The 25,422-nt window shown below is 69.4% G+C and carries 26 protein-coding genes; 19 read left to right on the forward strand and 7 right to left on the reverse strand.

Features of this window, described 5'->3' with window-relative positions:
* The first annotated feature begins 9 nt into the window (after positions 1 to 9).
* The 9 genes from ACIO3S_RS03435 to ACIO3S_RS03475 all read left to right on the forward strand — a co-directional run bounded on the left by ACIO3S_RS03435 (position 10) and on the right by ACIO3S_RS03475 (position 12,840).
* The gene (locus tag ACIO3S_RS03435; protein ID WP_400459449.1) at positions 10 to 1,284 is read left to right on the forward strand and encodes a hypothetical protein; all 1,275 of its coding nucleotides are present in this window, start codon (positions 10 to 12) and stop codon (positions 1,282 to 1,284) included.
* Entirely contained in the window at positions 1,281 to 4,004 is a 2,724-nt protein-coding gene (locus ACIO3S_RS03440) for an ATP-binding protein (protein ID WP_400459452.1), read from the forward strand. Before ACIO3S_RS03435 ends, ACIO3S_RS03440 begins: the two co-directional genes overlap by 4 nt.
* Entirely contained in the window at positions 4,004 to 6,136 is a 2,133-nt protein-coding gene (locus ACIO3S_RS03445) for a hypothetical protein (protein WP_400459455.1), read from the forward strand. The genes ACIO3S_RS03440 and ACIO3S_RS03445 overlap by 1 nt, the downstream gene beginning before the upstream one ends.
* Before the next feature lie 62 nt (positions 6,137 to 6,198).
* On the forward strand, positions 6,199 to 6,666 hold the full coding sequence (locus tag ACIO3S_RS03450; RefSeq protein ID WP_400459458.1) for a hypothetical protein: 468 nt from the start codon (positions 6,199 to 6,201) through the stop codon (positions 6,664 to 6,666).
* 5 nt (positions 6,667 to 6,671) lie between these two features.
* Positions 6,672 to 8,615 (forward strand): peptidoglycan DD-metalloendopeptidase family protein, encoded by a 1,944-nt coding sequence (locus ACIO3S_RS03455; protein ID WP_400459461.1) that lies wholly within the window; start codon positions 6,672 to 6,674, stop codon positions 8,613 to 8,615.
* Between the two features lie 135 nt (positions 8,616 to 8,750).
* The gene (locus ACIO3S_RS03460) at positions 8,751 to 9,791 is read left to right on the forward strand and encodes an AMP-binding protein (protein ID WP_400459464.1); all 1,041 of its coding nucleotides are present in this window, start codon (positions 8,751 to 8,753) and stop codon (positions 9,789 to 9,791) included.
* Positions 9,788 to 10,756, forward strand: a complete 969-nt coding sequence (locus ACIO3S_RS03465; RefSeq protein WP_400459467.1) for an o-succinylbenzoate synthase — start codon at positions 9,788 to 9,790, stop codon at positions 10,754 to 10,756. Before ACIO3S_RS03460 ends, ACIO3S_RS03465 begins: the two co-directional genes overlap by 4 nt.
* Positions 10,757 to 10,855: 99 nt before the next feature.
* On the forward strand, positions 10,856 to 12,460 hold the full coding sequence (gene menD / locus ACIO3S_RS03470; RefSeq protein WP_400459469.1) for a 2-succinyl-5-enolpyruvyl-6-hydroxy-3-cyclohexene-1-carboxylic-acid synthase: 1,605 nt from the start codon (positions 10,856 to 10,858) through the stop codon (positions 12,458 to 12,460).
* A gap of 35 nt (positions 12,461 to 12,495) precedes the next feature.
* Positions 12,496 to 12,840: a hypothetical protein gene (locus ACIO3S_RS03475; RefSeq protein ID WP_350836808.1), complete on the forward strand. Its 345-nt coding sequence runs from the start codon at positions 12,496 to 12,498 to the stop codon at positions 12,838 to 12,840.
* 1 nt (position 12,841) lies between these two features.
* On the opposite strand, the gene ACIO3S_RS03480 is transcribed toward ACIO3S_RS03475, so the two are convergent.
* Genes ACIO3S_RS03480 through ACIO3S_RS03490 form a run of 3 tightly spaced genes read right to left on the reverse strand, consistent with a single transcriptional unit; the run spans position 12,842 to position 14,252 of the window.
* Complete coding sequence (locus tag ACIO3S_RS03480) at positions 12,842 to 13,411, reverse strand: TIGR03086 family metal-binding protein (protein WP_400459473.1); 570 nt, start codon at positions 13,409 to 13,411, stop codon at positions 12,842 to 12,844.
* Complete coding sequence (locus tag ACIO3S_RS03485; RefSeq protein ID WP_400459476.1) at positions 13,408 to 13,896, reverse strand: SRPBCC family protein; 489 nt, start codon at positions 13,894 to 13,896, stop codon at positions 13,408 to 13,410. Before ACIO3S_RS03485 ends, ACIO3S_RS03480 begins: the two co-directional genes overlap by 4 nt.
* Positions 13,893 to 14,252: a metalloregulator ArsR/SmtB family transcription factor gene (locus ACIO3S_RS03490; protein ID WP_160025692.1), complete on the reverse strand. Its 360-nt coding sequence runs from the start codon at positions 14,250 to 14,252 to the stop codon at positions 13,893 to 13,895. Before ACIO3S_RS03490 ends, ACIO3S_RS03485 begins: the two co-directional genes overlap by 4 nt.
* 206 nt (positions 14,253 to 14,458) lie before the next feature.
* On the opposite strand from ACIO3S_RS03490, the gene ACIO3S_RS03495 reads away from it, so the two are divergent.
* A complete protein-coding gene (locus ACIO3S_RS03495; protein ID WP_400459480.1) occupies positions 14,459 to 15,295 on the forward strand; it encodes a GH25 family lysozyme in 837 nt (278 codons plus the stop codon).
* Between the two features lie 26 nt (positions 15,296 to 15,321).
* Here ACIO3S_RS03495 and ACIO3S_RS03500 read toward each other — a convergent pair whose 3' ends face one another.
* From ACIO3S_RS03500 to ACIO3S_RS03515, 4 genes are read right to left on the reverse strand one after another with little or no spacing between them, the layout of a single operon-like run.
* Entirely contained in the window at positions 15,322 to 15,600 is a 279-nt protein-coding gene (locus tag ACIO3S_RS03500) for a YciI family protein (RefSeq protein WP_400459483.1), read from the reverse strand.
* Positions 15,600 to 16,232, reverse strand: coding sequence for an MBL fold metallo-hydrolase (locus tag ACIO3S_RS03505; RefSeq protein ID WP_400459485.1), 633 nt, complete (start codon positions 16,230 to 16,232; stop codon positions 15,600 to 15,602). Before ACIO3S_RS03505 ends, ACIO3S_RS03500 begins: the two co-directional genes overlap by 1 nt.
* A 24-nt stretch (positions 16,233 to 16,256) precedes the next feature.
* A complete protein-coding gene (locus tag ACIO3S_RS03510) occupies positions 16,257 to 16,748 on the reverse strand; it encodes a hypothetical protein (RefSeq protein ID WP_400459488.1) in 492 nt (163 codons plus the stop codon).
* Positions 16,749 to 16,757: 9 nt separating this feature from the next.
* A complete protein-coding gene (locus ACIO3S_RS03515; protein WP_400459491.1) occupies positions 16,758 to 18,008 on the reverse strand; it encodes an isochorismate synthase MenF in 1,251 nt (416 codons plus the stop codon).
* Positions 18,009 to 18,113: 105 nt separating this feature from the next.
* On the opposite strand from ACIO3S_RS03515, the gene ACIO3S_RS03520 reads away from it, so the two are divergent.
* The 9 genes from ACIO3S_RS03520 to ACIO3S_RS03560 all read left to right on the forward strand — a co-directional run bounded on the left by ACIO3S_RS03520 (position 18,114) and on the right by ACIO3S_RS03560 (position 25,368).
* On the forward strand, positions 18,114 to 18,695 hold the full coding sequence (locus ACIO3S_RS03520; protein ID WP_160025686.1) for a hypothetical protein: 582 nt from the start codon (positions 18,114 to 18,116) through the stop codon (positions 18,693 to 18,695).
* A 37-nt stretch (positions 18,696 to 18,732) separates the two neighbouring features.
* Positions 18,733 to 19,422 (forward strand): demethylmenaquinone methyltransferase, encoded by a 690-nt coding sequence (locus ACIO3S_RS03525; protein ID WP_350836793.1) that lies wholly within the window; start codon positions 18,733 to 18,735, stop codon positions 19,420 to 19,422.
* Between the two features lie 19 nt (positions 19,423 to 19,441).
* On the forward strand, positions 19,442 to 20,122 hold the full coding sequence (locus ACIO3S_RS03530) for a hypothetical protein (protein ID WP_400459496.1): 681 nt from the start codon (positions 19,442 to 19,444) through the stop codon (positions 20,120 to 20,122).
* 46 nt (positions 20,123 to 20,168) lie between these two features.
* A complete protein-coding gene (locus ACIO3S_RS03535; RefSeq protein WP_400459499.1) occupies positions 20,169 to 21,083 on the forward strand; it encodes a hypothetical protein in 915 nt (304 codons plus the stop codon).
* A gap of 37 nt (positions 21,084 to 21,120) precedes the next feature.
* On the forward strand, positions 21,121 to 21,771 hold the full coding sequence (locus ACIO3S_RS03540) for an HD family hydrolase (RefSeq protein ID WP_400459501.1): 651 nt from the start codon (positions 21,121 to 21,123) through the stop codon (positions 21,769 to 21,771).
* 523 nt (positions 21,772 to 22,294) lie between these two features.
* Complete coding sequence (locus ACIO3S_RS03545; RefSeq protein WP_400459504.1) at positions 22,295 to 23,014, forward strand: hypothetical protein; 720 nt, start codon at positions 22,295 to 22,297, stop codon at positions 23,012 to 23,014.
* A gap of 172 nt (positions 23,015 to 23,186) precedes the next feature.
* Positions 23,187 to 24,248 carry a hypothetical protein gene (locus tag ACIO3S_RS03550; protein WP_400459507.1) on the forward strand — a complete coding sequence of 354 codons (1,062 nt, stop codon included), beginning with the start codon at positions 23,187 to 23,189 and terminating at the stop codon, positions 24,246 to 24,248.
* A gap of 207 nt (positions 24,249 to 24,455) precedes the next feature.
* Positions 24,456 to 24,812 carry an NADH-quinone oxidoreductase subunit A gene (locus ACIO3S_RS03555; RefSeq protein ID WP_008356428.1) on the forward strand — a complete coding sequence of 119 codons (357 nt, stop codon included), beginning with the start codon at positions 24,456 to 24,458 and terminating at the stop codon, positions 24,810 to 24,812.
* 1 nt (position 24,813) lies between these two features.
* Complete coding sequence (locus ACIO3S_RS03560) at positions 24,814 to 25,368, forward strand: NADH-quinone oxidoreductase subunit B family protein (protein WP_160025681.1); 555 nt, start codon at positions 24,814 to 24,816, stop codon at positions 25,366 to 25,368.
* The last annotated feature ends 54 nt before the right edge of the window (positions 25,369 to 25,422 follow it).

Consider the following 25,422-nt stretch of genomic DNA (forward strand, 5'->3'; position numbering starts at 1 on the left):
ATCTCGGGGATGAGGCTGCCTGACGACGACGAGCTGTACGAGGTCGACCAGACCTATCTCGGTCCCCCTCGTCGCTACATCGGGGAGATGCGTTATCGCACCATCTTCCTCTTTCTGGTGATCGCACCATTGACGCTTGTGCTGCTGCGCAAGCTCGGCATGCCGGTGACGCTGCTCAGCATGGGGCTGTGGCTGATCGGCGCCTCCTACCTCTCGATGAAGGCCTCCGACTACATCAGCTCGGAGAGCTCGGCCGGCGCCTGGCTGATGACCTTCTGGCACGAGCTGACCACGCCGCGCGTGGAGACCAGCGCCCAGTACGCAGGCGGCGCGGCGGTCGCCTTCCGGCACGCCACGAGCCCCCGCGGCGGCTGGGCGAAGGCCATGCGGCGGCCCGGCCGGCGGTTCGCGCAGCAGCCGGGCGCCACACCCTCGCCGAGGTTGCTGGAGGCGACGGTCGTCGCCTCGACCCCGAGCGTCCAGACCCGCGTCCAGCCCCAGCCGGTGCGCGGCAAGGCCGCGCCCGTGCGGCCGGTGATCGAGGCGAAGGTCGTCGAGGAGCCGCTCCCGGCCCATCTCTCGGTCCAGCCCGAGGCTCAGCCTGCGAGGCAGCAGCACGCCACCGGCGTACGTCCGGCGAAGGGTGGCTGGTCGAGCCGGCCGTCCTCCTCGCCGCGTGAGCCGCGCGACGTTCCGTGGAAGGGCGGTGCGCCGTGGCAGGCCCGGCAGGAGCCGGAGCAGCCCGTGTCGCGCCCGCAGCCGTCCGCCGAGCCGACCGAGCCGACCGAGCCGAAGACTCAGGCCGCTCCGCCCGCGCCGCCCGCGCCGGCCGCTCCGCCCGCGCCCCCGGCTCCGGCTGCTGAGACCTCCGCTGCACCGCCGCCTCCGCCCCCGGCCCAGTCGGCACCGCCCACTGCGCCACCCCCGCCACCTCCTCCGCCACCGCCTGCGACGGCCCCGGCGGCCCAACAGCCTGCCCCGACGACCGAACCGAAGACCGAACCGGAGCCTGCGCCTGAGCCGGCACCCAAGCCCGCCCGGCTGCCGCTCTCGCACGCGGTCAGGCCGGCAGTGGTGATCGCACCGGAGCCACGGTTCGACAACGTCGACGAGTGGGACGACGCCGACGAATGGGACGACTTCGACGATGCGCCCTCGGGAGGTACCCGTCCCAGGGACAATCAGGACGAGCGGGCGGTGCCTGACGGGCGCCCGCAGAGTGTGGACGACTACCGCAAGCGCCTCGACGGCGACGACGCACCCAACGACGGAGGAACCGCATGAGGCGGCCGCGAACGGAGCGGGCCTACGGGCCTGGCTTCGAGAAGCCCAAGCCGGGACGCAAGAGCGTCTTCGGCCGGGGCGGCGACGACTCGAAGGGCGTCCGTGAGCCCAGAGGCGACAAGTGGGCGCTGGAGGAGGTGCGCGGTCACCTGACCTTCACCAGCGACCGCATCATCGCCTGGTACCTCGCCGAGCCGCAGACCTGGTCGTTCCGCGCCCACTCCGACCTCGAGGCCCTGATCACCGACCAGGCGAGCCAGCTGGCCGACCTGGTCGGCAACACGGTCCACGGCCGGGTCACCACCCGCCCCTATCCCGTACGTCACTGGGCGCACGCCGCGTTCGCCAACGCTCCCGACCCGCAGCCCGGGTTCGAGGAGATGATGGCGCGCAACCAGGCCCACATGGCCGCCCACAGCCAGGCCGACAAGCTCGTCTACTACGGCGTCGACCTCGGCCGCCGCGACGCGACGGTGAGGACGCTGGCAAAGTTCTCCGCGAGCGCCGCCGAGCGTGAGATGGCTGCGATCAGCGAGCGCCTCGACACGGTCAACCGAGTGATGTCGCGCCCGGGCTTCTCGGCGCGGCCTGCGGTCGGTCACGACATGGAGTGGATGATCGCCCGTTCGCTCTCCCTGGGCGCCAAGATCCCGGTGCCCGAGCCGGGCGAGGCCCAGCAGAACTTCCTCGACACCGACGACATGGCCGAGTGGTTCGAGTCGGTCGCCTGGTCGGCAGAGCCGCTGGCGCCGACCGTGCAGGTCACCAGCAGCATCGGCGGCCGCCAGGAGACCAGCCACGTGTGCGTGCTGACGGTCTCCCGGATCGGCGACATCGAGGTCCCGGAGACCCACGCGCCGTGGATGGCGAAGACCGACGCCCTCGGCTTCCCGGTGGAGTGGTCGTTCCGGGTCGAGCCCCGCTCGCCGGAGGACGTCTCCCGCGAGATGGCGTCCCTGACTCGCCGCATCGACGGCCAGGTCAGCCACTGGTCCGAGGACCACGGCAAGCGGCCTCCCAAACAGCTCTCCCGTCAGGCCGGCAGGGCCGCCGACGTCGAGGACGAGATGCGCTCGGAGTTCACGGGCCTGTCCACCCGGACCAGGGGCTGGTACCGGATCGCCGTCACCGGCCGCAGCGAGGCGGAGGCGCTCGACAAGGCGCAGAAGGTGGTCGACCTCTATCGGCCCCAGATCAAGATCACCCGCCAGCTGGGGCAGTATCACCTGGCTCGCGAGTTCGTCCCGGGCGAGCCGCTCGCCTCGACCGCGCATGCCCGGAAGTTCCCGGTGCTCAAGGTCGCCGCCGGGCTGCCGGCGGTCACCGCCGAGGTCGGCGACAAGCGCGGCTTCTACCTCGGCGAGACCTCAGCGATGGCGTCCCGAGCCGTCCTGATGGACCCGTGGTACCTCACCGAGGTCATGGAGCAGGCCGGCCTGATCCCGCTCGTCGGCACGCCCGGTTCCGGAAAGTCGACCCTGATGGGCGTCGTCATCTACATGTCGATCCTGTCAGGCATCCACGGCGTCGCCATGGACCCGGCCGGACGACTGCAGCGGCTGATGACGCTGCCCGAGATCGGCGGCGGCATCTTCAACGGCCAGCAGGTGCCCGCCCGCGCCCGCAGCGTGGACGTCCTCGGCGGTCGGCCGGGAAGCCTGTCGCCGTACGCAGTCGTCCCCGACCCCAACCCGGAGCTGATCCGGGCCGAGGCGATGTCGGACCACGAGTTCGCCGAGCGGCTCCACCGGGAGCGATCGGCTGCCGTGCAGCAGCGCCGCGACCTGACCGTCTCGGTGCTCCGCTCCTGCCTCCCGGTCGGACTGGCCAACAACGAAGAGGTGCTCAAGCGCATCCGCGCCCGCGTCATGGAGGCGCAGGCCGACCGTGGCGCCGACACCTCGACGATCGTGAAGATGCTCTTCGAGGGCGACGGTGGCGACCACGAGATCGGCCGCGAGCTCGCCGCCGCCCGCGAGCGCGAGCTCGGCCGCCTCTTCTTCGGCAACGACTTCCTCCAGTCCGACGAGGAGCTGAAGGGCACGCCGTTCACCTTCTACAACCTCAAGGGACTCAACACCCCGCCCGAGCACGTGCCGCGCGAGGAGTGGAGCGCCGAGGAGCAGATGGCGCGCCCGATCATGACGCTCGCCGCCTGGTCCGCGCTGCACCTGATCTACCGCAGCGACCCCAACGAGCGGAAGCTGTTCGCGCTCGACGAGGCCCACGAGGTCACCCAGGCCTCCGGCGGCACCGGTCGCGCCCTCGTCCACAAGCTCTCCAGCGACTCCCGCAAGAACAACTGTGCCGCGCTGGTCTCGACCCAGAACGCCTCCGCGATCCTGGGCTCCGACATCAACAACTTCGTCGGGGCGGCCTTCGTGGGACGTACGCAGGACGAGAGCGCCCAGCGTGACGCGCTCAAGCTGCTCGGCAAGCCCGAGGGGCTCGGCTACGAGTCGATCCTGGCGCGACTCTCGCCGCGCACCAGGCGCGGCGACGAGCAGCTCGGCTACCGCGAGTTCATCTACCGCGATGGCCTCGGTGGCGACACCGGTCACGGCGGCATGGAGATCATCAAGGTCACCCTCAACCACCACCCGGGTCTGCAGGAGGCGCTCAACACCACCGCCGACCCCACCCGCCGCGTCAGTCGAGCCATCGGCGGCGACCCGGTCGATCTCCCCACGTCTGAGCTTTCCGGGGATGGGATCGGCTGATGCAGCCGCGCCCCGCTCACCACAGGACACCCCTGCGCCGTAGGGCGGCTGCCCTCGTCGTACTCGTGGTTGCTCTGCTGTCCGTCGCCGGGCCGGCGGCGGCAGCGGGGCCGAAGGGGATCGACATCCCGATCCCGTTCGATCCGACGGGTGGCCTCTCGGGTGTGAGCGATGCGTGCAACAACCTGGACGCGCCGATGCCGGCCTCTCCCTACGGGGATGGCAGCTTCATCGTGCGGATGACGGCGTTGGGGGCGGCGTCGAAGGCGGGTACGCAGCTGAACGACCCGAAGGAGATCAACGACGAGCTGGATCCGTTCCGTAACAAGGACGAGGTCTCGCTGGAGTCGGCCTACGGGACCACGCCGCAGTGGTGGACCTATGACAACGGGTGCACGGGGCAGTTCGTCGCGGGGGCGGGGACCTCGATCGGCAACATCATGTTGGAGATCTCGGGGATCCTGCCGAACTGGTCGCATGCGTTGTTGAACGCGGTGATCGGTGAGAACTCCTTCCTCAAGGCGTTGGACGACCCGATCGTGGCGGCCTCGGAGGCGGTCACCAATGGGGTGTGGGCGCCGTGGGTGAGCGTGGTGTTGTTGCTGGTGGCGGCGACGGTGATGATCCGGGCGCGTGATGGCCGGTTCGCGCGGGCGGTCACGGCGGCGGGTTGGGCGCTGGGTGTGCTGGTGGTGACCTCGTGGTTGATCCAGTATCCGGTGGAGTCGACCAAGCTGGTCGATGACGGGGTCCGGTCGGCGACGGGGATGATCGCGACCGGGTTCAACGACGGTCGTACGGTGCCCGGGGTCAACGACGACAAGTTCGGTGAGACCGATGCGGTCGAGGCCGTGGATGGCCAGATGGACGAGGTGGTGCGGTCGACGCAGTACCGCACCTGGCTGGCCGGTGCCTTCGGTGACCCGGACTCGGCTACCGCGAAGACGTACGGGCCGCGGGTGTTCCGGTCCACGCACTTCTCCTGGCAGGAGTACGACACCTACCGCAAGGATCCCAACGGCGAGGGCAAGAAGGTCCTCGAGGCCAAGCAGGACGCCTTCAAGGAGCATGCCGAGGCGGTCAAGAAGTCCGATCCGGTGGCGTACGAGTACTTCAAGGGCGAGCACTGGTCGCAGCGGGCGACCACGGCGTTGGTGAACCTGGCCGTGGTCGTGGTGGTGTGTGGGTTCTTGCTGGTGGCCGGGCTGGCGATCTTGTTGTCGTTCGCGTTGATCCGGTTGATCGTGCCGTTCGCGCCGGCGGCGGGGGTGTTGTTCATGCTGGACCACACCCGGGACGCGGCGGTGGCGATGCTGAAGCGGGTGGTGGGTCCGTTGGTGATGGGCCCGATCTACTTCCTGGTCGCGTTGTTGTTGCTGCGGCTGGACTCGGCGATCTTGACCTCGACGATGTGGTTCGTGCTGAAGCTGGGGCTGATCGCGGTGCTGACCGTGCTGGCCTGGCGCCTGACCCGACCGGCCGCCTACGGGATCCCACTGCCGGGTATGGGCCGGCTCACCTCGATGCTCTCCTCGTACGTCGGCACCCGGGCGGGCGCCGAGGCCGGGGTCAGCGACGCGAACGCCGACCGACCGCCCGTCCCGGGCGGTGGCCCGGCAGGCACCGGATCGGTCTCGAGCCCCGGCGGTGTCTACATGCCCGGACACGAGCTGACCGGCAGGCGACCGACGATGGTCGCCGAGCAGGTACCCAACCAGGCTCCGGTGTCGGCCGCCGGAGCGCTGGGCGCCGGGGCGAGCGCGAGCGCCACACCGACGTACGCCCTGGGGTCCTCGATGAGCGGCGAGGAAGGCGAGCGGGTGGCCGGCCAGTGGTTCGACTCGCGCTCCGTCGAGCGCGACGAGCCGTCCTTCCGCGACGAGGCCCGCCCTGGGTTCGCCGCCGGGCAGGTCTACAACAACGACCGTCCCGAGGCGCCGAGCCCGGTCGACTACACCGCAGGCGCCTACGCCGACCGCGAGCCGGAGCCACCGCGACAGTCGCCGGTGGCGGAGGCCAACGTGGACTACGACGCCGACGGCAACGCGGTCTTCGTCATCTACTCACCGAACGGGAACCGCTCGGTGCCCGTCGACAACGGTCCGAGCTGGTCTGAAGGAGGAGCCCGTTAGTGCGGTCGACAACGACGCGTGGTGTGCTGTGGGAGGTCATCGCGCCGGTGCTGAGGTGGCCCATGAGGTCACCGTTCCGGTTCTTCTCGGTGGTTGTCGGCATCGTCTTCGTCATCTGGCTCATCGCCCAGTGGAGCGACGCTCCCGACGCCGAGCCGGCCGCCCAGCCCGAGCGGGGTTCCGCGTCGGCGCAGCAGAGCGCCTCCGCGACCGGCTCGCCGGCACCCGTCCCGGACCCGACACCTTTGGCGACCAAGTTCGTCGCCGCCTGGGCCCGTCCCGACCTGACCACCGACGAATGGTGGGCCGGGATCAACGCCGCCCGCCCCGACGAGTCGCTGGCCCAGGCCCTGGGCACCACCGACCCGGCGACCGTGCCGGCGACCAAGGTGGTCGGCCCCGCGAAGGTGCTCGAGCAGACCGACGGTGAGGCACGCGTCGAGGTCACCACGGATGGTCCCAAGGTCATCGTCTACCTGACGCTGGTCGACAACGTCTGGTACGTCGCGAACATTCTTCCGGGGGGATGAGACCGATGTGGATCTTCAAGGCGCGTCTGATCTGGGGGATCGTGGCCGGGGCGGCCACGCTCGTCCTGGTGGTCACGGGTGCCTTGGTGATCCTCATCGGTGGTCTGGCGAGCACGGAGCAGAGCACCCAGGACCAGGCCGAGTCGGGCTGTGTCGGCGGGACCAACGCGATCCAGGCCGGCAACCTCGGGCCGGACGGTGAGATCCCGGAGGGCAGCATCGCCGGGTTCAACACCGAGCAGATCCAGAACGCCCGGACCATCGTGGCGGTCGGCAAGCAGTCCGGTGTGCCCGCCTACGGGTGGGTGATCGCGCTCGCGACCGCCATGCAGGAGAGCACCCTGCGCAACCTCAGCTACGGCGACCGCGACTCGCAGGGTCTCTTCCAGCAGCGTCCGGTCTCCGGATGGGGTTCGGTCGCCGACATCACTAACCCGGTCAAGTCCGCCCAGGCGTTCTACGGGGTGGCCGCCCACACCGGCAACACCGGCCTCCTCGACATCCCGGGCTGGCGCAAGATGCAGGTCACCGCGGCGGCGCAGGCGGTGCAGCGCTCGGCGTTCCCGCTGGCGTACGCCCAGCACGAGGACGAGGCGCGTGCGCTCGTCGCAGCGCTCGCCGACGGGGTCTCGGCCGCCGACCTGACGGCCACCGCGACCGACGTGTCCTGCACCATCGGCATGGCCGGGATCAGCACCAGCGTCGTACGTCCCATCCAGGCCGGCCTCGCGGTCGACAACGACAACTACGGCAACTCCGGCTCCAACTGGGCCAACATGCACACCGGCAACGACTACTCCTCGCCGTGCGGCACGCCCGTGCAGGCGGCCCACGGCGGCACCATCGTGATCGAGTCGGGCGGCAGCTGGGGCTGGTCGGGACGCTGGCTGGTGAAGGTGCAGACGGCGCCCGGCAACCTGACCACGTGGTACGGCCACATGCAGTCGCTCTCGGTGGCCGCGGGGCAGACGGTGAAGGCCGGGCAGGTCATCGGGCAGGTCGGCAGCGAGGGCAACTCGACCGGCTGCCACCTCCACTTCGAGGTGCACCCGCACGGCGGCGGCTACCTGCAGGACCAGGTGGACCCGGCGGCCTGGCTGGACAAGAACATCGGCAAGACCCTCGAGACGACCAAGCAGGTCGCCGGGCTGCCCGGTGCGGGGCAGGTCGGCGCCTCCCCGGCCGCCGTCTCCGGCCCGCAGGTGCGCCTGGCGCAGGCCAACATCAAGGTCTCGATGTCCAGCTCGAGATACCGCTCCGACCTGGCCAAGGTCATGAAGCACGGACCCGACTTCGTCTCCCTGAACGAGGCCCAGTCACGGTCGGTCTCCGACCTCTCGGTGCGCGGCTACGGCACCTATCGCGCCTCGGCGGACGAGTACGGCACCCGGAGCCAGGCTCTCAGTCCGGTCGTCATGTGGCGTACCGACCGCTGGGTGGCGGTCGACAAGGGCACCGTCCAGCTCACCAAGCCGGTCACCGGCGTCAAGAACGACAACAGGTACGCCACCTGGGTGGTTCTCGCCAGCAGCGACGGCTCCGGGCGCATCTCGGTGATCTCGACCCACACGATGACCTCGCCCGCCAAGAGCCCGCAGGCGCGTAAGAACGAGGCCCAGCGCGGCTTCGCGAAGCTCGCCGGACTGGCCCAGGGGCTGCAGAAGTACGGCCCGGTCCTCGTCGCCGGCGACCTCAACTCGCCCTACCCGCGCAACGGCGGTGACGGGGATCCGTGGGGCCCGAAGCCGTTGATGACCAAGGCCGGGATGACCTCCTCCTTCGAGACGCTGGGCGCGCCTCCGCAGGGCTGGGCCACCCACGACGGCGGCGGCACCATCGACTGGCTCCTCGGCTCGAGCGCCACCGCCACTCCCACCCGCCACGCCACGTTCAAGCTGGAGTCCGACCACCACGGCCTCGTCGGCGACTTCAACATCCGCGGCCAGTAGCGCGCCGACGCGAGGTGTAACACGCTGTTCGTTGTACTACTCGCCCTATCGGAACGACCGGATAGTGCTACGAACAGCGTGTTACAGCCGACGGCCGCCCGCGAACCCCCGCACCGCAGGAGATAGCGTTGGGGTGTGGACGACGCGGTGGTACGGGCTGAGAAGACCGTCGCCGCGATGGCCGAGTGGCTCGCCGGAGGCGGCCCGGAGCACTGGGTCGTGGAGACCTCGGGATCGACGGGCAAGCCCAAGCGGGTGATGCTCTCCCGAGAGGCCGTGACGGCGTCGGCAGCAGCGTCGGCGCGGCGCGTCGGGGCGAGCGGGCAGTGGCTGCTGACGCTGCCGGAGTCGTACGTCGCCGGGGCCAATGTGATCGCCCGCTCGCTGCTTGCCGGGTTCGAGCCGGTGATCGCCGCTGCCCACGAGTCCTTCGCCGAGGCCGCCGCGGCGATGGCCGACGGGCCTCGGTTCGTGTCGATGGTGCCGACCCAGCTGCACCGGATCATCGAGTCGGGCGGCGACGACCTCGCAGCGCTGGCCGGCTTCCACACGCTGCTGCTCGGAGGTGGTCCGATCGACCCGTCGCTGCGCGCCCGAGCCGAGAGCGCCGGGGTCGACGTCGTCGCCACCTATGGCTCGGCCGAGACCTGTGGCGGGTGTGTCTACGACGCGATGCCGCTGGACGGGGTCGGGATCGCGATCGGCACCGACGGCCGGGTCCGGATCAGCGGCCCGACGCTCTTCGACGGCTATCAGGACGACCCCGAGCAGACCGCGAACTCCCTGGTGGGCGGCTGGTTCCTCACCTCCGACGCCGGCACCCTGGACGAGGACGGCCGGCTCCGGATCCTCGGTCGCATCGACGACATGGTCATCACCGGCGGCGTGAAGGTCCCGGCGGCGCTCGTCGCCAGAAGGCTCCGCGAGCATCCTGACGTCGATGCCGCGGAGGCTCTCGGCACCCCCGACGAGGAGTGGGGACAGCGCCTGGTCGCCTTCGTCGTCGGCGACATCGACGCCGGCGCCGTCCGCGAGTGGGTCGCCGCTGAGCATCCCCGCTCCTGGGCGCCGCGACAGGTCGTCGCGCTCGACGAGATCCCGCTCCTCGGCAACGGCAAGCCCGACCGGCAGGCTCTGCTCGCGCTGGCCACGACCGACGACGCGGAGGCACGATGACCGACCAGGGCCACGTCTTCGCCCTGCCGATGACGACTCGCTTCCGGGGGATCACCGAGCGCGAGGGCCTCGTCTTCGAGGGCGCCGGCGGATGGGGTGAGTGGTCGCCGTTCCTCGACTACGACACCCCCGAGATCGAGCCCTGGCTGCGCTGCGCCGAGGAGGCGGCCGCGGGGGACTGGCCGACGCCCGTACGTGAGACGGTGCCCGTCAACGCCACCGTGCCGGCGATCGGCCCGGAGCGCGCCCACGAGATCGTGACCCGCTCCGGGTGTGCGACCGCCAAGGTCAAGGTCGCCGACCCGGGCCAGAGCCTGGCCGACGACATCGCCCGCGTCGAGGCCGTCCGGGATGCCCTCGGACCCGCCGGCAAGGTGCGGATCGATGTCAACGGACTCTGGACGGTCGACGAGGCGCTCGCCGCGATCGGCGTGCTCGACAGGGCCGCGGGCGGGCTCGAGTACGTCGAGCAGCCCTGCCCCACGGTCGAGGAGCTCGCTGACGTACGCCGCAAGGTGGATGTCCGGATCGCCGCGGACGAGTCGATCCGGCGGGCCGCGGACCCCTATCGCGTGCGCGACCTCGAGGCCGCCGACGTGGCGGTGCTGAAGGTGCAGCCGCTCGGCGGCGTACGCGCCTGTCTGCGGATCGCCGAGGACATCGGGCTGCCATGCGTGGTCTCCTCGGCGCTGGAGACCTCGGTCGGGATGGCCGCCGGGATCGCCCTCGCCGCGGCGCTGCCTGAGCTGCCCTACGCCTGTGGGCTCGGCACGGTCTCGATGTTCACCGAGGACATCGCCGCGTCGCCGCTCCTCCCGTCCGGCGGCGTCCTGCCCGTACTGACGACCTCGCCCGCACCCGAGCGCCTGCTCGCCGATCGGGCGCTGCACGCGACCTCGGAGCGCGCGGAGTTCTGGCGCAAGCGTCTGGCGGACGTGCGTGCCTACCGGGGAACGCTTCGGTGAGTCGACCACTTTCCCGCCATGGCGGGATTCTGCGCGGTACCCGTCGCCCTGGTTGCCGCATTTCCCCGCCATGGCGGGGAAATGCCCCGAGGAGGATGAATGCCAACAGCTACTGAGCTCGCCCGGGCGGTCGTCACCGCGCTGCTCGAGGCGCGTGTCACCGACATCGTCATCGCACCCGGATCGCGCAACGCACCGCTGTCGTTCGCCGTTCTCGACGCGTCGCGAGCGGGGCTGGTACGTCTGCACACCCGGATCGACGAGCGCTCTGCCGGCTTCTTCGCGCTCGGCCTGACCAAGGTCGGCTCGCGCGCGGCGGTGATGTGCACCTCCGGCACCGCGGTCGCCAACCTGCATCCGTCGGTGCTCGAGGCCGCTCACGCCGGGGTGCCCCTGGCCGTCGTCACGGCCGACCGGCCGGCGCGGCTCCGGGAGACGGGCGCCAACCAGGTCACCGACCAGGTCGGCATCTTCGGCCGGCTCGTGGAGACCCGCGACCTGGCCGACGTGCCCGCCGAGAACGACATCGCGGCGCTCGACTCCGCCCGCGGCCCAGTCCACTGGAACATCCAGCTCGACGACCCGCTGACCCCGCCCGACCGCTGGCAGCCGGGAACCATCGACCCCCGACCGGCTCCGCCGCGCCCCGAGCTGATGATCCACGAGTCGATCCCGACCGGCCCCGGGACGCCGCGGACGGTCGTCGTCGCGGGTGACGACGCCGGCCCGCCGTCGCGGATCCTCGCCCAGGACGGCGGCTGGCCGCTGCTCGCCGAGCCCTCCTCGGGCGCGCGCACCGGCGACAACGCGCTGCGTTCCTACCGGCTGCTGCTCGAGTCACCGCTCGCCGAACGGATCGAGCGGGTCGTCGTCTACGGCCACCCGACCCTCTCCCGGCCGGTCACCAACCTGCTCGCCCGCGCCGACATCGAGGTCATCGCGGCTCCGGTCGAGGGGGTCTGGCCCGCGCGCCCGTTCCGGGTCGACCGCACGATCCGCACCCGGCTCCACGTCGAGGGCGAGCCCGATCCGGCGTGGCTGGAGGAGTGGCGCGAGGCCGACCGCACGATCAGCCGCCAGTTGGATCGGCTGCTCCACGAGCAGCAGGAGATGACGGCGTACGACGTCGCCGGATGCGTTGCCCGCGCCCTGCCCGACGGTGGGCTGCTGATGCTCGGCCCGTCGAATCCCGTACGCGACCTCGACCTGATGATGCGGCCCAACCGTGTCGGCGGGCGCCGGAAGGTGCTGGCCAACCGTGGCCTGGCCGGCATCGACGGCATCGCCTCCACCGCGATCGGTGCCGCCGTCGGCCGCGAGTCCTCGACGCGCGCGCTCGCGCTGATGGGCGACGTCACCTTCCTGCATGACGCCGGCGGTCTCCTGCTCGGTCCCGAGGAGGTCCGCCCGGACCTCACCATCGTCGTCGCCAACGACGACGGCGGCTCGATCTTCGCCTCTCTCGAGCAGGGTGCCGACGACTACGCCGACAGCTTCGAGCGCCTCTTCGGCACCCCGCACGGGACATCGCTGGAGGCGCTCTGCGCCGCCCACCGCATCCCGCACCTCGCGGTCACCTCCGTGCCCGAGCTCGAGGCCGCCCTCGCCTCCCCGAACGGCGGCATCGAGGTCGTCGAGGCAGTGGTCTCCCGGGACGGCCGTCGAGAGCTCGACCTGGCGATCCGCGCGCTCGCCCGTTCCTGAGCCGCTGACCCGATCGGCCATGGCACAGTGTGCCCGTGACCGAACAGCCACAGTGGCCGGGCGTGGTGCCCTACGTCGAGTACTACACCGGCGCGAAGCGCATCCTGGTGCTCCACCTGACCAGCGGAAACAAGATGCTGGCGAACAACCCCGGCAAGCTGCCGCCGATCGCGAGCATCGACGGCCGGCAGTACGTCGTCTACTGGGGCACCGTCTCCTTCGAGATCCCCGCCGAGCGGGCCTGCCACGTCAGCGTCCACGTCGAGGGCGACTACATCCAGCAGGCCGCCACGATCCTGCTCTCACCCGGCGCGGAGCCGGTCCAGCTGACGTACGCGACCCACTACACCTCCGGCGTCGGCTCGCTGACGCTGTCCTGACTCAGGCCCGCCAGTACGGATCCCGGCCGATGAAGCCGAGGAGCTGCTCCTGCGGAGTCGCATCAGCCGGGACGTCGACGCGAGGGCCGAACTGACCCGAGGCGCGCATCGCGTCCTCCATGGTTGCAGCGGCGGCCAGCATCGCCGCGGCACGCTCGGTGCCGAGGTCGAAGTCGCGCCCCAGGGCGCGGGACAGGTCCCAGGAGTGCATCCAGATGTCGGGGGTGTAGATCTCCGAGAGCGCCACGTCGAGCGGCTTGTCGCCCATGTGCGGGTTGGAGACCATCCGGCCGGCGGGGTCGTCGAAGAGATCCTGTATGTCGGCAGTGTGGGCCTTCCAGGCGGCGACCGGGTCCGCAGCGATGTCGAGCGGCGCAAGTTCCACCCCGGCCGACCCGCGGAGGAAGTCGCGCGGCCACTCGACCAGGTGAGTGACGACATCGAGCGCGGTCCACGCCGCCACCGGGCTGGGGCGGGCCCAGTCCTCGGGGGCGGCGGAGCCGACGATCTCGGCGAACCGGGCAGCGTCGTACGCGTGCTGCTCGCGCCTGCTCAGATCGGGGGAGCTCACGAGAGCTCCGCGAGGAGCTCGTCGAGCTGCTCGTAGCCCTGGAGGACACCCTTCTCCATGCCGCTGGCCATGATCGCGGCCTGGGTCTCGAAGGACTCCACGACGCTGAGGCCGGTCAGTCGGGTGCGGCCGCCGGGGAGCGGCTCGAGGGTGAGGAACTCCAGCGAGGCCCCGTCGGGCGCGCCGCGCCAGGTGAAGGTCTGCACGATGCGCTCGTTCTCGCGCACCTCGTGGAAGCTGCCGAAGAACTGGGTGAACTCGTCACCGTCGCGCTCTGCGGAGTAGGCCCAGGAGCCGCCGGTGCGGAAGTCCCACTCGGTGATGTTCATCTCGACGTCGCGCGGGCCGAGCCACTTGGCGTACAGCTCCTTCTCGGCGTGGGCGCGGAAGACGAGCTCCGGGGGAGCGTCGAACTCGCGGACGATGGTGATCGTCGGGGTCTCCTTGGAGGCCTCGATCGTGGTCTCGTGCTTCGTGGTGGTCATGATGCGTCCTCTGCTCGTGATGATTCTCGTGATGGCGTGCTTTCCTGCATCTCGGCGAGCAGTGCGTCCAAGCGCTGGTAGCGCTCCTCGGCCTGCTGCTGATATCTCTCGATCCACTTGGTCATGAGGTCGAACACCTCCGCTTCGAGACGTACGGGGGCGCGGCGCGACTCCCGGCTCACCAGGCCGGCGTCCTCGAGCACCTTGAGGTGCTTGGAGACCGCCTGGAGGCTGACGTCATAGGGCGCCGCCAGCTCGCCGACCGTTGCGTCGGCGGACGAGAGCCGGGCGACCAGGTCGCGCCGGGTCGGGTCCGCCAGGGCCGCAAAGACTCGGGAGAGTCTGTCCTCGCTCATCTCGTACTCCTCAACCATTTGGTTGATAACGAGGCTAGACTCCCCGCTCGACGGTTGTCAACCGTTTGGTTGAGTAACTTGCTTACCGGAAAACATTCCCCGGGGGACATCGGTTGCGGCACCATGTTTCCCAGTCACGACGCTTCTCAGTGCAAGTCTCCTCCTCGGGAAAGGCCCAGCCAATGAGTCCTTCGCGCCGCAGATCCATGAGAGTGACCGCGATTGCCGCCGGTCTCCTCCTCGCCCTCTCCCTCTCCCCGACCCAGTCCGCCGGCGCCGCCGAGAAGGACGACCGCCACCTCACTCAGAAGGCGAGGTCGCACGGCGTCACGCTGAAGCACGGCGCGTACGTCGGCTGGTCGACGCCCGGCTCGAACGCCACGGGCGGCACCTCCAACGACACCCCGATCACCGCGCAGGCGACCGTGAGCGGCATCGACGTCTCCGGCCACCAGGGCAATGTCGACTGGGCCTACTGGTGGGGTCAGGGAAAGCGGTTCGCCTACATCAAGGCGACCGAGGGCACCTACTACCGGAACAGCACCTACTTCCCGCAGCAGTACAACGGCTCCTACAACCAGGGCTTCATCCGCGGCGCCTACCACTTCGCCAACCCGTCCGACTCGGGCGGCGCGGCGCAGGCCGACTACTTCGTCAACAACGGCGGCGGCTGGTCGGCCGACGGGAAGACCCTTCCCGGGGTGCTCGACATCGAGTACAACCCCTACAGCGGCGGCACCTGCTACGGCCTCTCCCAGGCGTCGATGCGCTCGTGGATCGCGGCGTTCCTGGACCGCTACCGCGCCCGCACCGGGCGTGACGCGGTCATCTACACGACCACCGACTGGTGGACGACCTGCACCGGCAACACCTCGCAGTTCGCCAGCGCCCACCCGCTCTGGATCGCGCGCTACGCCAGCACGCCGGGCACCCTGCCCGCAGGCTGGGGCTACTACACGTTCTGGCAGTACACCTCGTCACCGCTGGACCAGAACACCTTCAACGGCGCGTACGACCGCCTGCAGACGCTCGCCCTGGGGTGAATCCTCGTCGGGCGGACCCCCGGTCCTCACAGGCCCAGCTGGGTCTTCCAGGAACCGACGACCGGGGTCCACTCGAAGACGCGACGCTCCTTGATCAGCCCGACCGCGAGGAACGGGTCCTCGTCCACGGCCGCCTCGACCGCGGCGGTGTCGCCCTCGAAGACGAGCAGGCCGCCGCCGTCGGAGGTCGGGCCGGAGAGGACCAGGTTGTCCTGGCTCGCCAGGAACCCACGATGTGCGTCGAGATGCTCGGCGCGTACGTCAGGAAGGTCGTTGTAGGCGTACAGGACTGCGACGAGAGCCATCAGAGGTCGGCCTCGTCCGCGAGACGTACGTAGCCGCGCTCGGCCGGGATCAGCGCTGCCGCCTGGGTGTCGAAGATGCCTGAGCCGGCCTCGGAGTAGACCCGGTCGTGGATCGCGACGGTCTGGGAGGCACCGACGGAGCGGGCGAAGTCGATCAACTCGGCCGAGCGCGCCCACGGTGCGGAGACCGGCAGGAAGAGTACGTCCACGGCCTGGCCGGGGCCGTCGAGCGCGTCGCCCGGGTGGAAGATCTTCGTGTCTCCGGCCTGGATCAGGTAGCCCGAGTTGTCGAAGTGGGGCAGGTCGGCGTGGATGACCGCGTGCTTCTCGTTGATCGCGGTGACCGGGAGCCCGGCGTCGAACGACTCGCCCGGCTTCACCACCGTGGTCCGCTCATGCACCGCGGGAGCGCCCTTCTGGATCTGCGCCGCGACCGCGCCGATGGTGTAGACCGGGGCGTCGCTGCCCTCCAGGAGGGCCGGGTTGTAGTGGTCGGGGTGCTCGTGGGTGATCAGCACCGCCGTCGCGCCATCCAGCGCCTCGGGCTGGGTGAACACACCGGGGTCGACGACGACCACCGCCCCGTCGTGCTCGATCCGGACACAGGCATGGCCGAACTTCGTGATCCTCATGCCGCCGAATCTATCGCGGCTGGGTTAGACGTCGGAGCGGACCATGTTGGCCAGCCACAGGCCGAGAAAGACCGGAAGGAGTACGCCCCAGCCCATCCGCACCGCGGAGCCGTCCGGCAGGGCCACGACGCCGATCATCGCGATGGCGCTCGGCAGCGCCCCCGCCACGATCGCGATCCCCGTCTCGATCCCGGGATGGTTGCTCCGGGAGTAGGCGAGGTAGAGGCCCATCGCCGCGGCTGCCACGGCGAAGAGGATCGTCAGCACCGCCGCGACGATCAGCAGCTTGTAGGCGCCCGGGGCGTCGTCGGGGCGGTCGCCCAACCACGCGATCGCCGACCAGAAGCCGTAGCTGTCGCCGTCCTCGCCGTCGTCGTGGACGATCCGGAAGGCCGGCACCGAGATCATCGCGACGATCAGGAACGGAATCGTGAGCAGCTGCGTACGTGCCAGCCGGTCGGCGGTCTCCTCTCCTTCACGCAGGGCTGTGCGGATGAGGCCGTCCGAGTTCTCCATGAACGGAGGTTAAGACAGCGCGTCCCGAATCGGGACGAACTTGGCCTGGGTCTCGGCCAGCTCGGTCTCCGGGTCGGAGCTCGCCACGATGCCGCAGCCGGCGAAGAGGCGGGCGGTGCGGTCGTCGATCAACTCGGCGGTACGCAGCGCGATGCCCCACTCGCCGTCGCCGGTGGCGTCCATCCAGCCGACCGGACCGGCGTAGCGGGCGCGCTCCATCGACTCGATCTCGGCGATGAGCGCGACGGCGTCCTCACGCGGGGTGCCACCGACGGCGGCCGAGGGGTGCAATGCGGCGGCCAGATCGAGCGAGCTGACACCGTCGCTGGCCACGCCGGTGATGTCGGTGGCCAGGTGCATCACGTTGGGGAGCTTGAGCACGAAGGGCGCGTCGGGCACGTTCATCGAGGAGCAGTGCGGCTCCAGTGCGTCGGCGACCGACCTGGCGGCGTACTCGTGCTCCTCGAGGTTCTTCGAGGACTCCGCCAGCGACGCGGCGAGGGCGTGGTCGAGGTTCTCCTCGCCGGTGGGCCAGATCGTGCCGGCGAGCACGCGGGAGGTGACCAGGCCGCGCTCGCGGCGTACGAGCAGCTCAGGGGTCGCGCCGAAGAGGTCGTCGACGTGGAACGTCCAGCAGGTCGGGTACGCAGCGGCCAACCGCCGCAGCACGGCGCGGATGTCGATCGGGGCGCTGGCCGCGGCCAGCAGATCGCGGGCCAGGACGACCTTGTCGAGGTCTCCGTCCTGGAGCCGGGCGACGGCGTCGGCGACGATCCGCATCCAGTGCTCGCCATCGACGTACGCATCGGCGAAGACGACGTCGCGCGGCGCCTCCGGCTCCGGCGTCGGAGTCAGGTCGGGGGGTGGTGTGGCGGCCGGGCCGACGGTGGTCACCCAGGCCGTGTCGCCGCGCTTGCCCACGACGACCGCGGGCACCTTGAGGACGGAGAATCCCGGCAGGTCCGAGAAGGCGAAGGAGCCGAAGCCGACCAGGCCGGTGCCGGGCTCGCGCACGGGATCGGAGACCGTGGAGACCGCCGCCAGCTCCTCGAACCACTTGGTCGCGTGTGCGAACCGCTCCGGTCCGGACGTACGGATCTCGGCGGCGGTGCCCCAGCCGACCAGGCCCTCGCCGTGGCGGACCCAGGACAGAACGCGCCGGCGGGCGGGCAGCAGCGCGAGCAGGTCGTCGAGCGTCTCCGACCCGGCATCGAGTGCCACGGTGGTGGCTACCAGGGACGGCTGCTCAGACTCGTTCACACGCCCAGGGTATCGGCGTGGTGTCGGCGAGGACGAGTCGAAGTGATGTATGGCATCCGCCCCGGGTTGCCATATATGACCATGTGGGTTGTAGCGTGCGCTGGCGTGAGTACCAACAAAGAGCAGTCGTTCATCGCAGAGAACGGCATCACCCTCGGCATCATCGCCTTGGCCCTCTTCGTCGTGCTGGGCGTTGGCCTGCCACGGTGGGTTGGCGACTCCGAATCCCACTCGGGCGTGAAGATCACGCTTCCGGAGACGCTGTCGGGCGGCTACAAGCCGGCGGACCAGAAGTCCTCCTACGACCTCGACGTGATCAAGAAGCAGGGCGCGTCCGAGGAGCAGCTGGACCTGTTCATCAAGCAGAACGCCGCCAGCTCGAAGACGGAGGACCGCAACGTGTCCGACGCCCTCGGGTTCTCGATGGCTTCGCGCACCTACATCACCAAGGACATGAAGAAATCCGTGATGATCCGCGCCTTCGCCGGTGACGGCAGCGCCTACTACGGCGGTGGCGAGGTCTCCAAGGTGGGCGACAACGTCTGCTACTCCAGCGCCGACCAGCAGACCGGTCAGACCCAGGCGACGTGCTCGCACGCGTCCAACGACCTGACCGTCCAGGCGACCGCTGCCTCGAAGAAGGACGCGGCGAAGTACGCCGACGAGATCTTCGAGAAGCTCGCCTGAGTTCGGTCCCGGACGCAGACCGAGACAGAATCAGCCCGTGACCCGAGCAGATCTGGACAAGCAGCCCGGCGAGGTACGTCGGATGTTCGACGCCGTGGCCAAGCGCTACGACGTGACCAACGACGTGCTCTCCCTCGGCCAGGACCGACGCTGGCGACGCGAGGTCATCAAGGCCGTCGACCCGAAGCCGGGCGAGCTCGTGCTCGACCTCGCCGCCGGCACCGGCACCTCGTCCCAGCCGTTCCTGGACGCGGGTGCCGAGGTGGTCCCGACCGACTTCTCCATCGGGATGCTCCAGGTCGGCAAGAAGGCCAAGCCCCACCTGCCGTTCACGGCCGGCGACGGCACCAAGCTGCCCTACCGCGACTCGACCTTCGACGCAGTGACGATCTCATTCGGCCTGCGCAACATCGTCGACCCGGCGGCGGGCCTGCGTGAGCTGCGCCGGGTGACCCGCCCCGGCGGCCGGATCGTGGTCTGCGAGTTCTCGCACCCGACCTGGAAGCCCTTCCGGACGGTCTACGTGGAATACCTGATGAAGGCCTTGCCGCCGGTCGCTCGGGCGGTATCGTCCTCCCCTGACGCCTACGTCTACCTCGCCGAGTCCATCCGCGCATGGCCCGACCAGGCAGGCCTCGCCGCCATGCTCTCCGCAGCGGGTTGGCAGGCTCCGACCTGGACGAACCTCTCGGGTGGAATCGTCGCACTTCATCACGCAACCGCTTGATCTCTGCGAAAGTTCAACTATGACCACGACGTTGCCATGGGACGGCATCTTGATGCCTCGCGAGGCCTACGGGCCCGCAGCGGTCAAGGCCAGGGACTCACTCACCGACGCGGCCGCACAGGGTGACTGGCGTCGCGCGCTCTCGCAGGTGCGCAACGACTACACCGTCGGCGTCAACACCTGGAAGATCGGCGGCGAGTCGATGTTCACGCCGCTCCACCACGCCGCCTACCTCGGTGCCCCGCGGGAGACCGTCCAGGAGCTGCTCTCGCTGGGTGGGGTTCGTTCGCTCCCCACTGCCCATGGCGAGACGCCCTACCAGCTCGCCCAGCGACGCGGTCACGACCACCTGCTCGACATGCTCGACCCCTACTTCCGCCCCGGCACCCCGCTCGGCGACAACCTCGAGAACGTCAACCTCCACGTGAACACGACGCTCGCGGAGCTGACCGCCGAGTTCCGCGGCGAGCACCAGCTGCGTACGTTCGACGTACGGCTCATCTCCGAGGAGGGCGGCCCCGACGAGGCCTGGTTCACCGCCCCGGGGATGTACGGCGGCATCCGGATCGGGATGTTCTGGGGCCGCGCCCACCTGGAGTACAACTCCCGGCTGGGCGACTCCTACGTCGTCGTCGGCCCGGAGGGATCGGCTTACGTGAGCCGCTCCAAGCGCGCCGTTCCCGCCCTCCCCGCTCGCTGACCCCTAGCCTGTCGACCCGTGCAGCGTTACGGCATGATGCGCCGTCATGACTGACACGATCGACGTCCCGGATGCCACCTGGACGGTGACCTCCGAGGAGCGGCGCAGGTTCCTCCGCGCGTACTGGTTGTGGTGGTGGCGGCAGCCCTCGATCTGGCTGGTGCTGTGCGGGGCTGTGGGAGTCGTCATCGGTGCGGTGGTGGTTCTTGACGTCTATCCGGCCGTGGTGATCGTCTTCCTGCTCGTGGATCTGGCCGTGTTCGCCGCCTTCTCGGTGTGGCGGGTGCGGAGGATCTATCCCCTTGGAGAGACCTTTCGCTCCTGGGCAGATGTCACCGCGTACCGGCTCGAAGGCCCCGGGGGCGGTATGGAGATCAACTGGGGTCGCATCACCGCTGTGAACGTCGGACCGGTCGCGACGCATCTAAGGACGCGGACGCCGAAGCAGAACCTCTTGGTCGCTGGGCAGGTGCTGGGTGAGCAGGCGAGAGCGCGCCTGGCTCTGGGGGTCGGGGAAGGTGACTCCGAGCCGGTCGTTCGCGAGGACGTGCCCGGTGAGCGCTCCGTGGTAGTCGACCGACAGCTGCAGATAGCGCTTGGCTTGGCGGCAGCACGGCAGTTCCGCGTGACGGGCTGGTTCCTGGTCACGGTCATGGTGCTCATGGTCCTTCTCGCGATGGCTGGTTCCGACCCCTGGCCGACCATGTGGATGGTGGGCGTGCTGATGCTTGGCTTGGGTGCTGTCGTTCTCACAGTGGTTGCTCCGACGATCGGCAGCTATCCGGTCGGGTCGACCATCCGTGGTCATATGGGGGAGAGCCTGGTCGTCCACGGTCCCTGGGGCCGTACGTCGATCCACCGGTCCAAGCTCAAGCTGGTCGCCACAACGAAGCACGCGATCGCCTTCAAGTCGGGTCCGACCTGGGTGGTCGTGCCGCGGGCGATTCTCGACGAGAAGTGAGTTTCTCCAGACGTACGCAGCATGCGAAGGTCGACGCATGGATGACTCGACCGACGACCTGATCACCGACCTGAACCCCCTCCCGGACGAGATCGGCGCCCGGCTGAGGGCTCAGTTGGAGTTCATCGCCGAGGCCGACAAGCTCAAGACGATCCTGCGTGCCTCGCCGCTGGCCGCGGCCGACCGGCGTGAGAACGACGCCGAGCACTCCTGGCACCTGGCGCTGATGGTGCTGCTCCTCGCCGAGTACGCCGACGAGCCGATCGACGTCGGGCACGCGATCAAGCTCGTGATCATCCACGACATGGTCGAGATCTACGCCGGCGACAGCCCCGTCTTCGACGCCGCCGCGGTCGTCGACCAGGTCGAGCGCGAGGTCGCTGCCGCCGAGCGGCTCTTCACGATGCTGCCGCCGGATCAGGCCGGTGAGATCCGCGCCCTCTGGGACGAGTTCGAGGCCGCTCAGACCCCCGAGGCACGCTTCTGCAAGGCCATGGACCGCCTCGAGCCGATGCTCCTCAACTGGCTCAACCGCGGCGGCACCTGGAGCATGCCCGGTGCCACCGAGTCCAGGGTCCGGGCCCGTGAGGCCGGCGTCGTCGCGGCGAGCACGACTCTCGGCGAAGCCACCGACGCCATCGTCCGCGCGGGCCTCGCCAAGGGCTGGATCCGCCCGGATCCCGACTGACCCCGATCCCGCCGAGTCGGCGCATCCTGACGCGAAATCAGGCCGAGTCGGCTCGTCATGACGAGCCGACTCGGCGGCCTGAGCGGGTCAATGGAAAGCTCGGAATCCCCTCCTGGGTATCCGGTACGCTGCGCTCGACCTTGGAGACCGGGACGCTGTGGAGGGCCGCTCGTGGACGCGGATGTGGTGCCGGGATCCGTGACGGTCTGGACGGTCACGCTCGACGATCAGCGTCGGCTCAAGCGGGCGATGGTGGGGGTGCGGCTGCGGAGCTGGGCACACTGGGTCCTGGCGTTGGGTCTGCCCGTGTTGCTGACCGGCGCCTTCTGGTCCGGCATGCATGATCCGGGTCTTGGTCCGGGACTCGTTAGCGAGGCCGTCGAACTCGGGATGATGGTCGTTGTCGGAGTCGTCTTCCTAGGGTTTTCGCTGACGACGCCGCTGTGGACAGTCTCTCGCCGAGTGGAGCGCGAGTTTCCTGTTGGCCACTCTCGTCGCATGGGCGACCGAGAGCGGATTGGGCATGCGTACGCTCAGGCGACTCGCCTTTTATCCCTGGTCGAGACTGACGCAGATCGAGGCGGGGCCGGTGCTCGTCCGGTGTCTGCAGGACGGTCCGAGGACGCTGGCCGTACCGGCGTATCTTCCGGCCGGGCCTGATGAGGTGGCGCGGTCGATCGACTTTCCGGCCCAGCTCATCGGGCCGGCGATCAGACGTGAGCTGGCGGCGAGGGCACGCCGGGGATCGGTGGAGACTCCGATGCTCGGGGAGCCGATCGTCGTCGACGGCGCCCTGCGGTGGCGCCTCGTCCGGGCGTGGCTGCGGGCGCAGCTCGGCATCACGGCGTGGCTGGTTTCGGCTGTGTTCGCTCTCAACATCCTGCTCTCACTGGCCGGTGGTTCTTACCGGATGGCGACCGTCTGGATGGTGCTGGTGTTGTTCAACCCCCTCATCTGGCTGCTCTCCGGGGAGGGCCGGATGTCCGGGATGTACCCCGTCGGTGCCAGAGTCGTCGGCTCGATGGGCCAGTGGCTCGAAATCCAGGGATCGTGGGGAAGCGTTGCCTGGCCCCCAGGATGGTTGAAGCTGCGCCGGATAAACAAGCACATCGTGACGTACGAGATGGTGCAGGTCGGCCCCGATGGAAGGTTGATCGCACCGACCAACCTCGAGAAGCGGATCGTCGTGATCCCCCGGGCCTTCCTCGACACGCCGGCGCCGGCCGTCAGCACCGAAGTCTGACCCGCCACAACCCTGCAACATCCGCGCACATGTGGAGTTCTGGCACGACCTGGGCCCAGGGCGTACGAGACTTTCGCTCATATGTGGGGTTCTGACCGAGGTCTCCAGATCCCTTCGCAGACCTCCAGTACGCTGCCGCGGCCGAGCTGCGGCGATGTCGAGGAGGCCGTTGGTGGACATGGATGTGGTGCCGGGTTCGGTGACGCACTGGACCGTCACGATCGACGATCAGCGTCGGCTGCGGCGGACCCTCGTGGGCCTGCGACTGCGGAGTGCTGCCTACTGGGTCGCGGCGCTGGTGCTGCCGGCGGTGATGGTGGGGGCTCTCTGGTTCGCGTGGCCGTTCTCGCTGTCGAGCCCCATCAATGACCCTTTCCGGATAGCGACGCCGGCGATCCTCGGAGGCACGGTCCTCGTGCTCCAGTTGGCGATGCCGCTGTGGACCGTGCGCCGCGCCGTGCGGCGTGACTACCCGGTCGGGGCTGTGCTCACGGCATGGGCGACGGGGAGCGGCCTGGGGATACGCACGCCCAGTCGGATGGTCTTCTACCCCTGGTCGCGACTCACCCAGGCCGAGGTCGGTCCGGTGCTGGTGAGATGTCGGCAGCCGTACCTCAGGCATCTGGTCCCGTCCTATCTCCCGGCAGGGCCGGACGAGCTGACAGGATCGATCGACCTTCCGGCTGCGCTCATCGGCCCGGTGATCCGACACGAGCTGGAGGCGGGCGCCCGAGGACCTGTGGAGCCGCCGCTGCCGGGCGTACGCATCGACGTTGACCGGGCCATGCGACGACGGCTCGTCTACGCCTGGCTGTGGGAACGGGTCGGGCTCTCGCCCTTCCTGATGTCGGTTGTCGTCGGTGTCGTCCTCGTGGTCTTCGCGGCCACAGGTTTCTATCGAGGCGCGGTCTACGTCGCGGCGCTCGTCGGCATGGGACCGCTGTCCCAATTGTTCGTTGGAGGGCGCGGGATGACGGGGATGTACCCGCTCGGCGCCACAGTCGTCGGGTCGGCTGGGGAGTCGCTGGAGATCCAGGGACCGTGGGGGAGCGTCGCCTGGCACCACGGGTGGCTCAAGCAGCGGCGGATGACCGCGCACACCGTGACGTACGAAGTGAGGCAGGCGAACGCCGACGGAAGTCCCGCCCAGCTGATCGACGTCGAGAAGCGGATCGTCGTGATCCCCCGGGCCTTCCTCGACACGCCGACGCCGGCCGTCAGCACCGAAGTCTGACCCGCCACAACCCCGCCATGGCGTGGTTCTGCAAGCGTTTGCCGCCGGATGCTGAGGCACTTTCCCGCCATGGCGAGAAAGTGCGCGCGCCATTTCGGCAACCCACTTGCATTCCGTCACAGGAGTGGCAGGATGTGAGTTGGCCCACATTGTGATTCTATTCACAAAGTCTCAAGAAGGGGTGGGCCGCTCAGGGTAGGAGGCGAGATGGAGCTCTACGTGCCGGTGCTCGCGTTGGCGGGACTGGCGACGCTCTTCGCGGTCGGTTCGGTGATCATGAGCTCGGTCGTCGGACCGAGCCGCGCCAACCAGGCCAAGGCGGATCCCTACGAGTGTGGGATCGAGGCCACGCCACAGGCGTTGGGCGGTCGCTTCCCGGTGAAGTACTACATCACCGCGATGCTCTTCATCATCTTCGACATCGAGATCATCTTTCTCTACCCGTGGGCCGTCAGGTTCGACGCGATGGGATGGTTCGGCCTCGCGGAGATGGGCCTGTTCCTGCTGACGGTGTTCGTGGCGTACGCCTATGTGTGGCGCCGCGGCGGATTGGACTGGGACTGACATGGGTCTCGAAGAAAAGCTCCCGAGCGGGGTTCTGCTCACGACCGTCGAGGGCCTGGCGGGCTACTTCCGTAAGGCGAGCCTGTGGCCGGCGACGTTCGGACTGGCCTGCTGCGCCATCGAGATGATGACGAGCGGCGGCCCGAAGTACGACCTGGCCAGATACGGCATGGAGGTCTTCCGCGCGAGTCCGCGGCAGGCCGACCTGATGATCGTGGCGGGCCGGGTGAGCCAGAAGATGGCGCCGGTGCTCCGCCAGATCTACGACCAGATGCCCGAGCCGAAGTGGGTGCTCGCGATGGGCGTCTGCGCCAGCAGCGGCGGGATGTTCAACAACTACGCGATCGTCCAGGGTGTCGACCACATCGTGCCCGTCGACATGTATCTCCCCGGCTGTCCGCCGCGCCCGGAGATGCTGATCGACGCGATCCTCAAGCTCCACGACAAGATCCAGGGCGGCTCGCTGGGCGTCAACGCCGAGCGCGAGGAGGTCGCCAACGAGACCGCGGCGCTGCGCCAGCTGCCGCTGATCGACCAGACGGGACTCCTGCGATGAGCGAGCGTCAGCGAGCGACCATCCAGTCTTTCACCGGGCCGCGTCCGTATTCTG

This window comes from Nocardioides sp. NPDC087217 (genome assembly GCF_044744805.1).
Classification (GTDB): Bacteria; Actinomycetota; Actinomycetes; order Propionibacteriales; family Nocardioidaceae; genus Nocardioides.

Coding starts and splice junctions, on each gene's coding strand:
- ACIO3S_RS03435 (WP_400459449.1), top strand. CDS start 10: ATGAGGCTGCCTGACGACGACGAGCTGTACGAGGTCGACCAGACCTAT.
- ACIO3S_RS03440 (WP_400459452.1), top strand. CDS start 1,281: ATGAGGCGGCCGCGAACGGAGCGGGCCTACGGGCCTGGCTTCGAGAAG.
- ACIO3S_RS03445 (WP_400459455.1), top strand. CDS start 4,004: ATGCAGCCGCGCCCCGCTCACCACAGGACACCCCTGCGCCGTAGGGCG.
- ACIO3S_RS03450 (WP_400459458.1), top strand. CDS start 6,199: ATGAGGTCACCGTTCCGGTTCTTCTCGGTGGTTGTCGGCATCGTCTTC.
- ACIO3S_RS03455 (WP_400459461.1), top strand. CDS start 6,672: ATGTGGATCTTCAAGGCGCGTCTGATCTGGGGGATCGTGGCCGGGGCG.
- ACIO3S_RS03465 (WP_400459467.1), top strand. CDS start 9,788: ATGACCGACCAGGGCCACGTCTTCGCCCTGCCGATGACGACTCGCTTC.
- menD (WP_400459469.1), top strand. CDS start 10,856: ATGCCAACAGCTACTGAGCTCGCCCGGGCGGTCGTCACCGCGCTGCTC.
- ACIO3S_RS03485 (WP_400459476.1), bottom strand. CDS start 13,896: ATGACCACCACGAAGCACGAGACCACGATCGAGGCCTCCAAGGAGACC.
- ACIO3S_RS03490 (WP_160025692.1), bottom strand. CDS start 14,252: ATGAGCGAGGACAGACTCTCCCGAGTCTTTGCGGCCCTGGCGGACCCG.
- ACIO3S_RS03495 (WP_400459480.1), top strand. CDS start 14,459: ATGAGAGTGACCGCGATTGCCGCCGGTCTCCTCCTCGCCCTCTCCCTC.
- ACIO3S_RS03500 (WP_400459483.1), bottom strand. CDS start 15,600: ATGGCTCTCGTCGCAGTCCTGTACGCCTACAACGACCTTCCTGACGTA.
- ACIO3S_RS03505 (WP_400459485.1), bottom strand. CDS start 16,232: ATGAGGATCACGAAGTTCGGCCATGCCTGTGTCCGGATCGAGCACGAC.
- ACIO3S_RS03510 (WP_400459488.1), bottom strand. CDS start 16,748: ATGGAGAACTCGGACGGCCTCATCCGCACAGCCCTGCGTGAAGGAGAG.
- ACIO3S_RS03530 (WP_400459496.1), top strand. CDS start 19,442: ATGACCACGACGTTGCCATGGGACGGCATCTTGATGCCTCGCGAGGCC.
- ACIO3S_RS03535 (WP_400459499.1), top strand. CDS start 20,169: ATGACTGACACGATCGACGTCCCGGATGCCACCTGGACGGTGACCTCC.
- ACIO3S_RS03540 (WP_400459501.1), top strand. CDS start 21,121: ATGGATGACTCGACCGACGACCTGATCACCGACCTGAACCCCCTCCCG.
- ACIO3S_RS03545 (WP_400459504.1), top strand. CDS start 22,295: ATGCGTACGCTCAGGCGACTCGCCTTTTATCCCTGGTCGAGACTGACG.
- ACIO3S_RS03555 (WP_008356428.1), top strand. CDS start 24,456: ATGGAGCTCTACGTGCCGGTGCTCGCGTTGGCGGGACTGGCGACGCTC.
- ACIO3S_RS03560 (WP_160025681.1), top strand. CDS start 24,814: ATGGGTCTCGAAGAAAAGCTCCCGAGCGGGGTTCTGCTCACGACCGTC.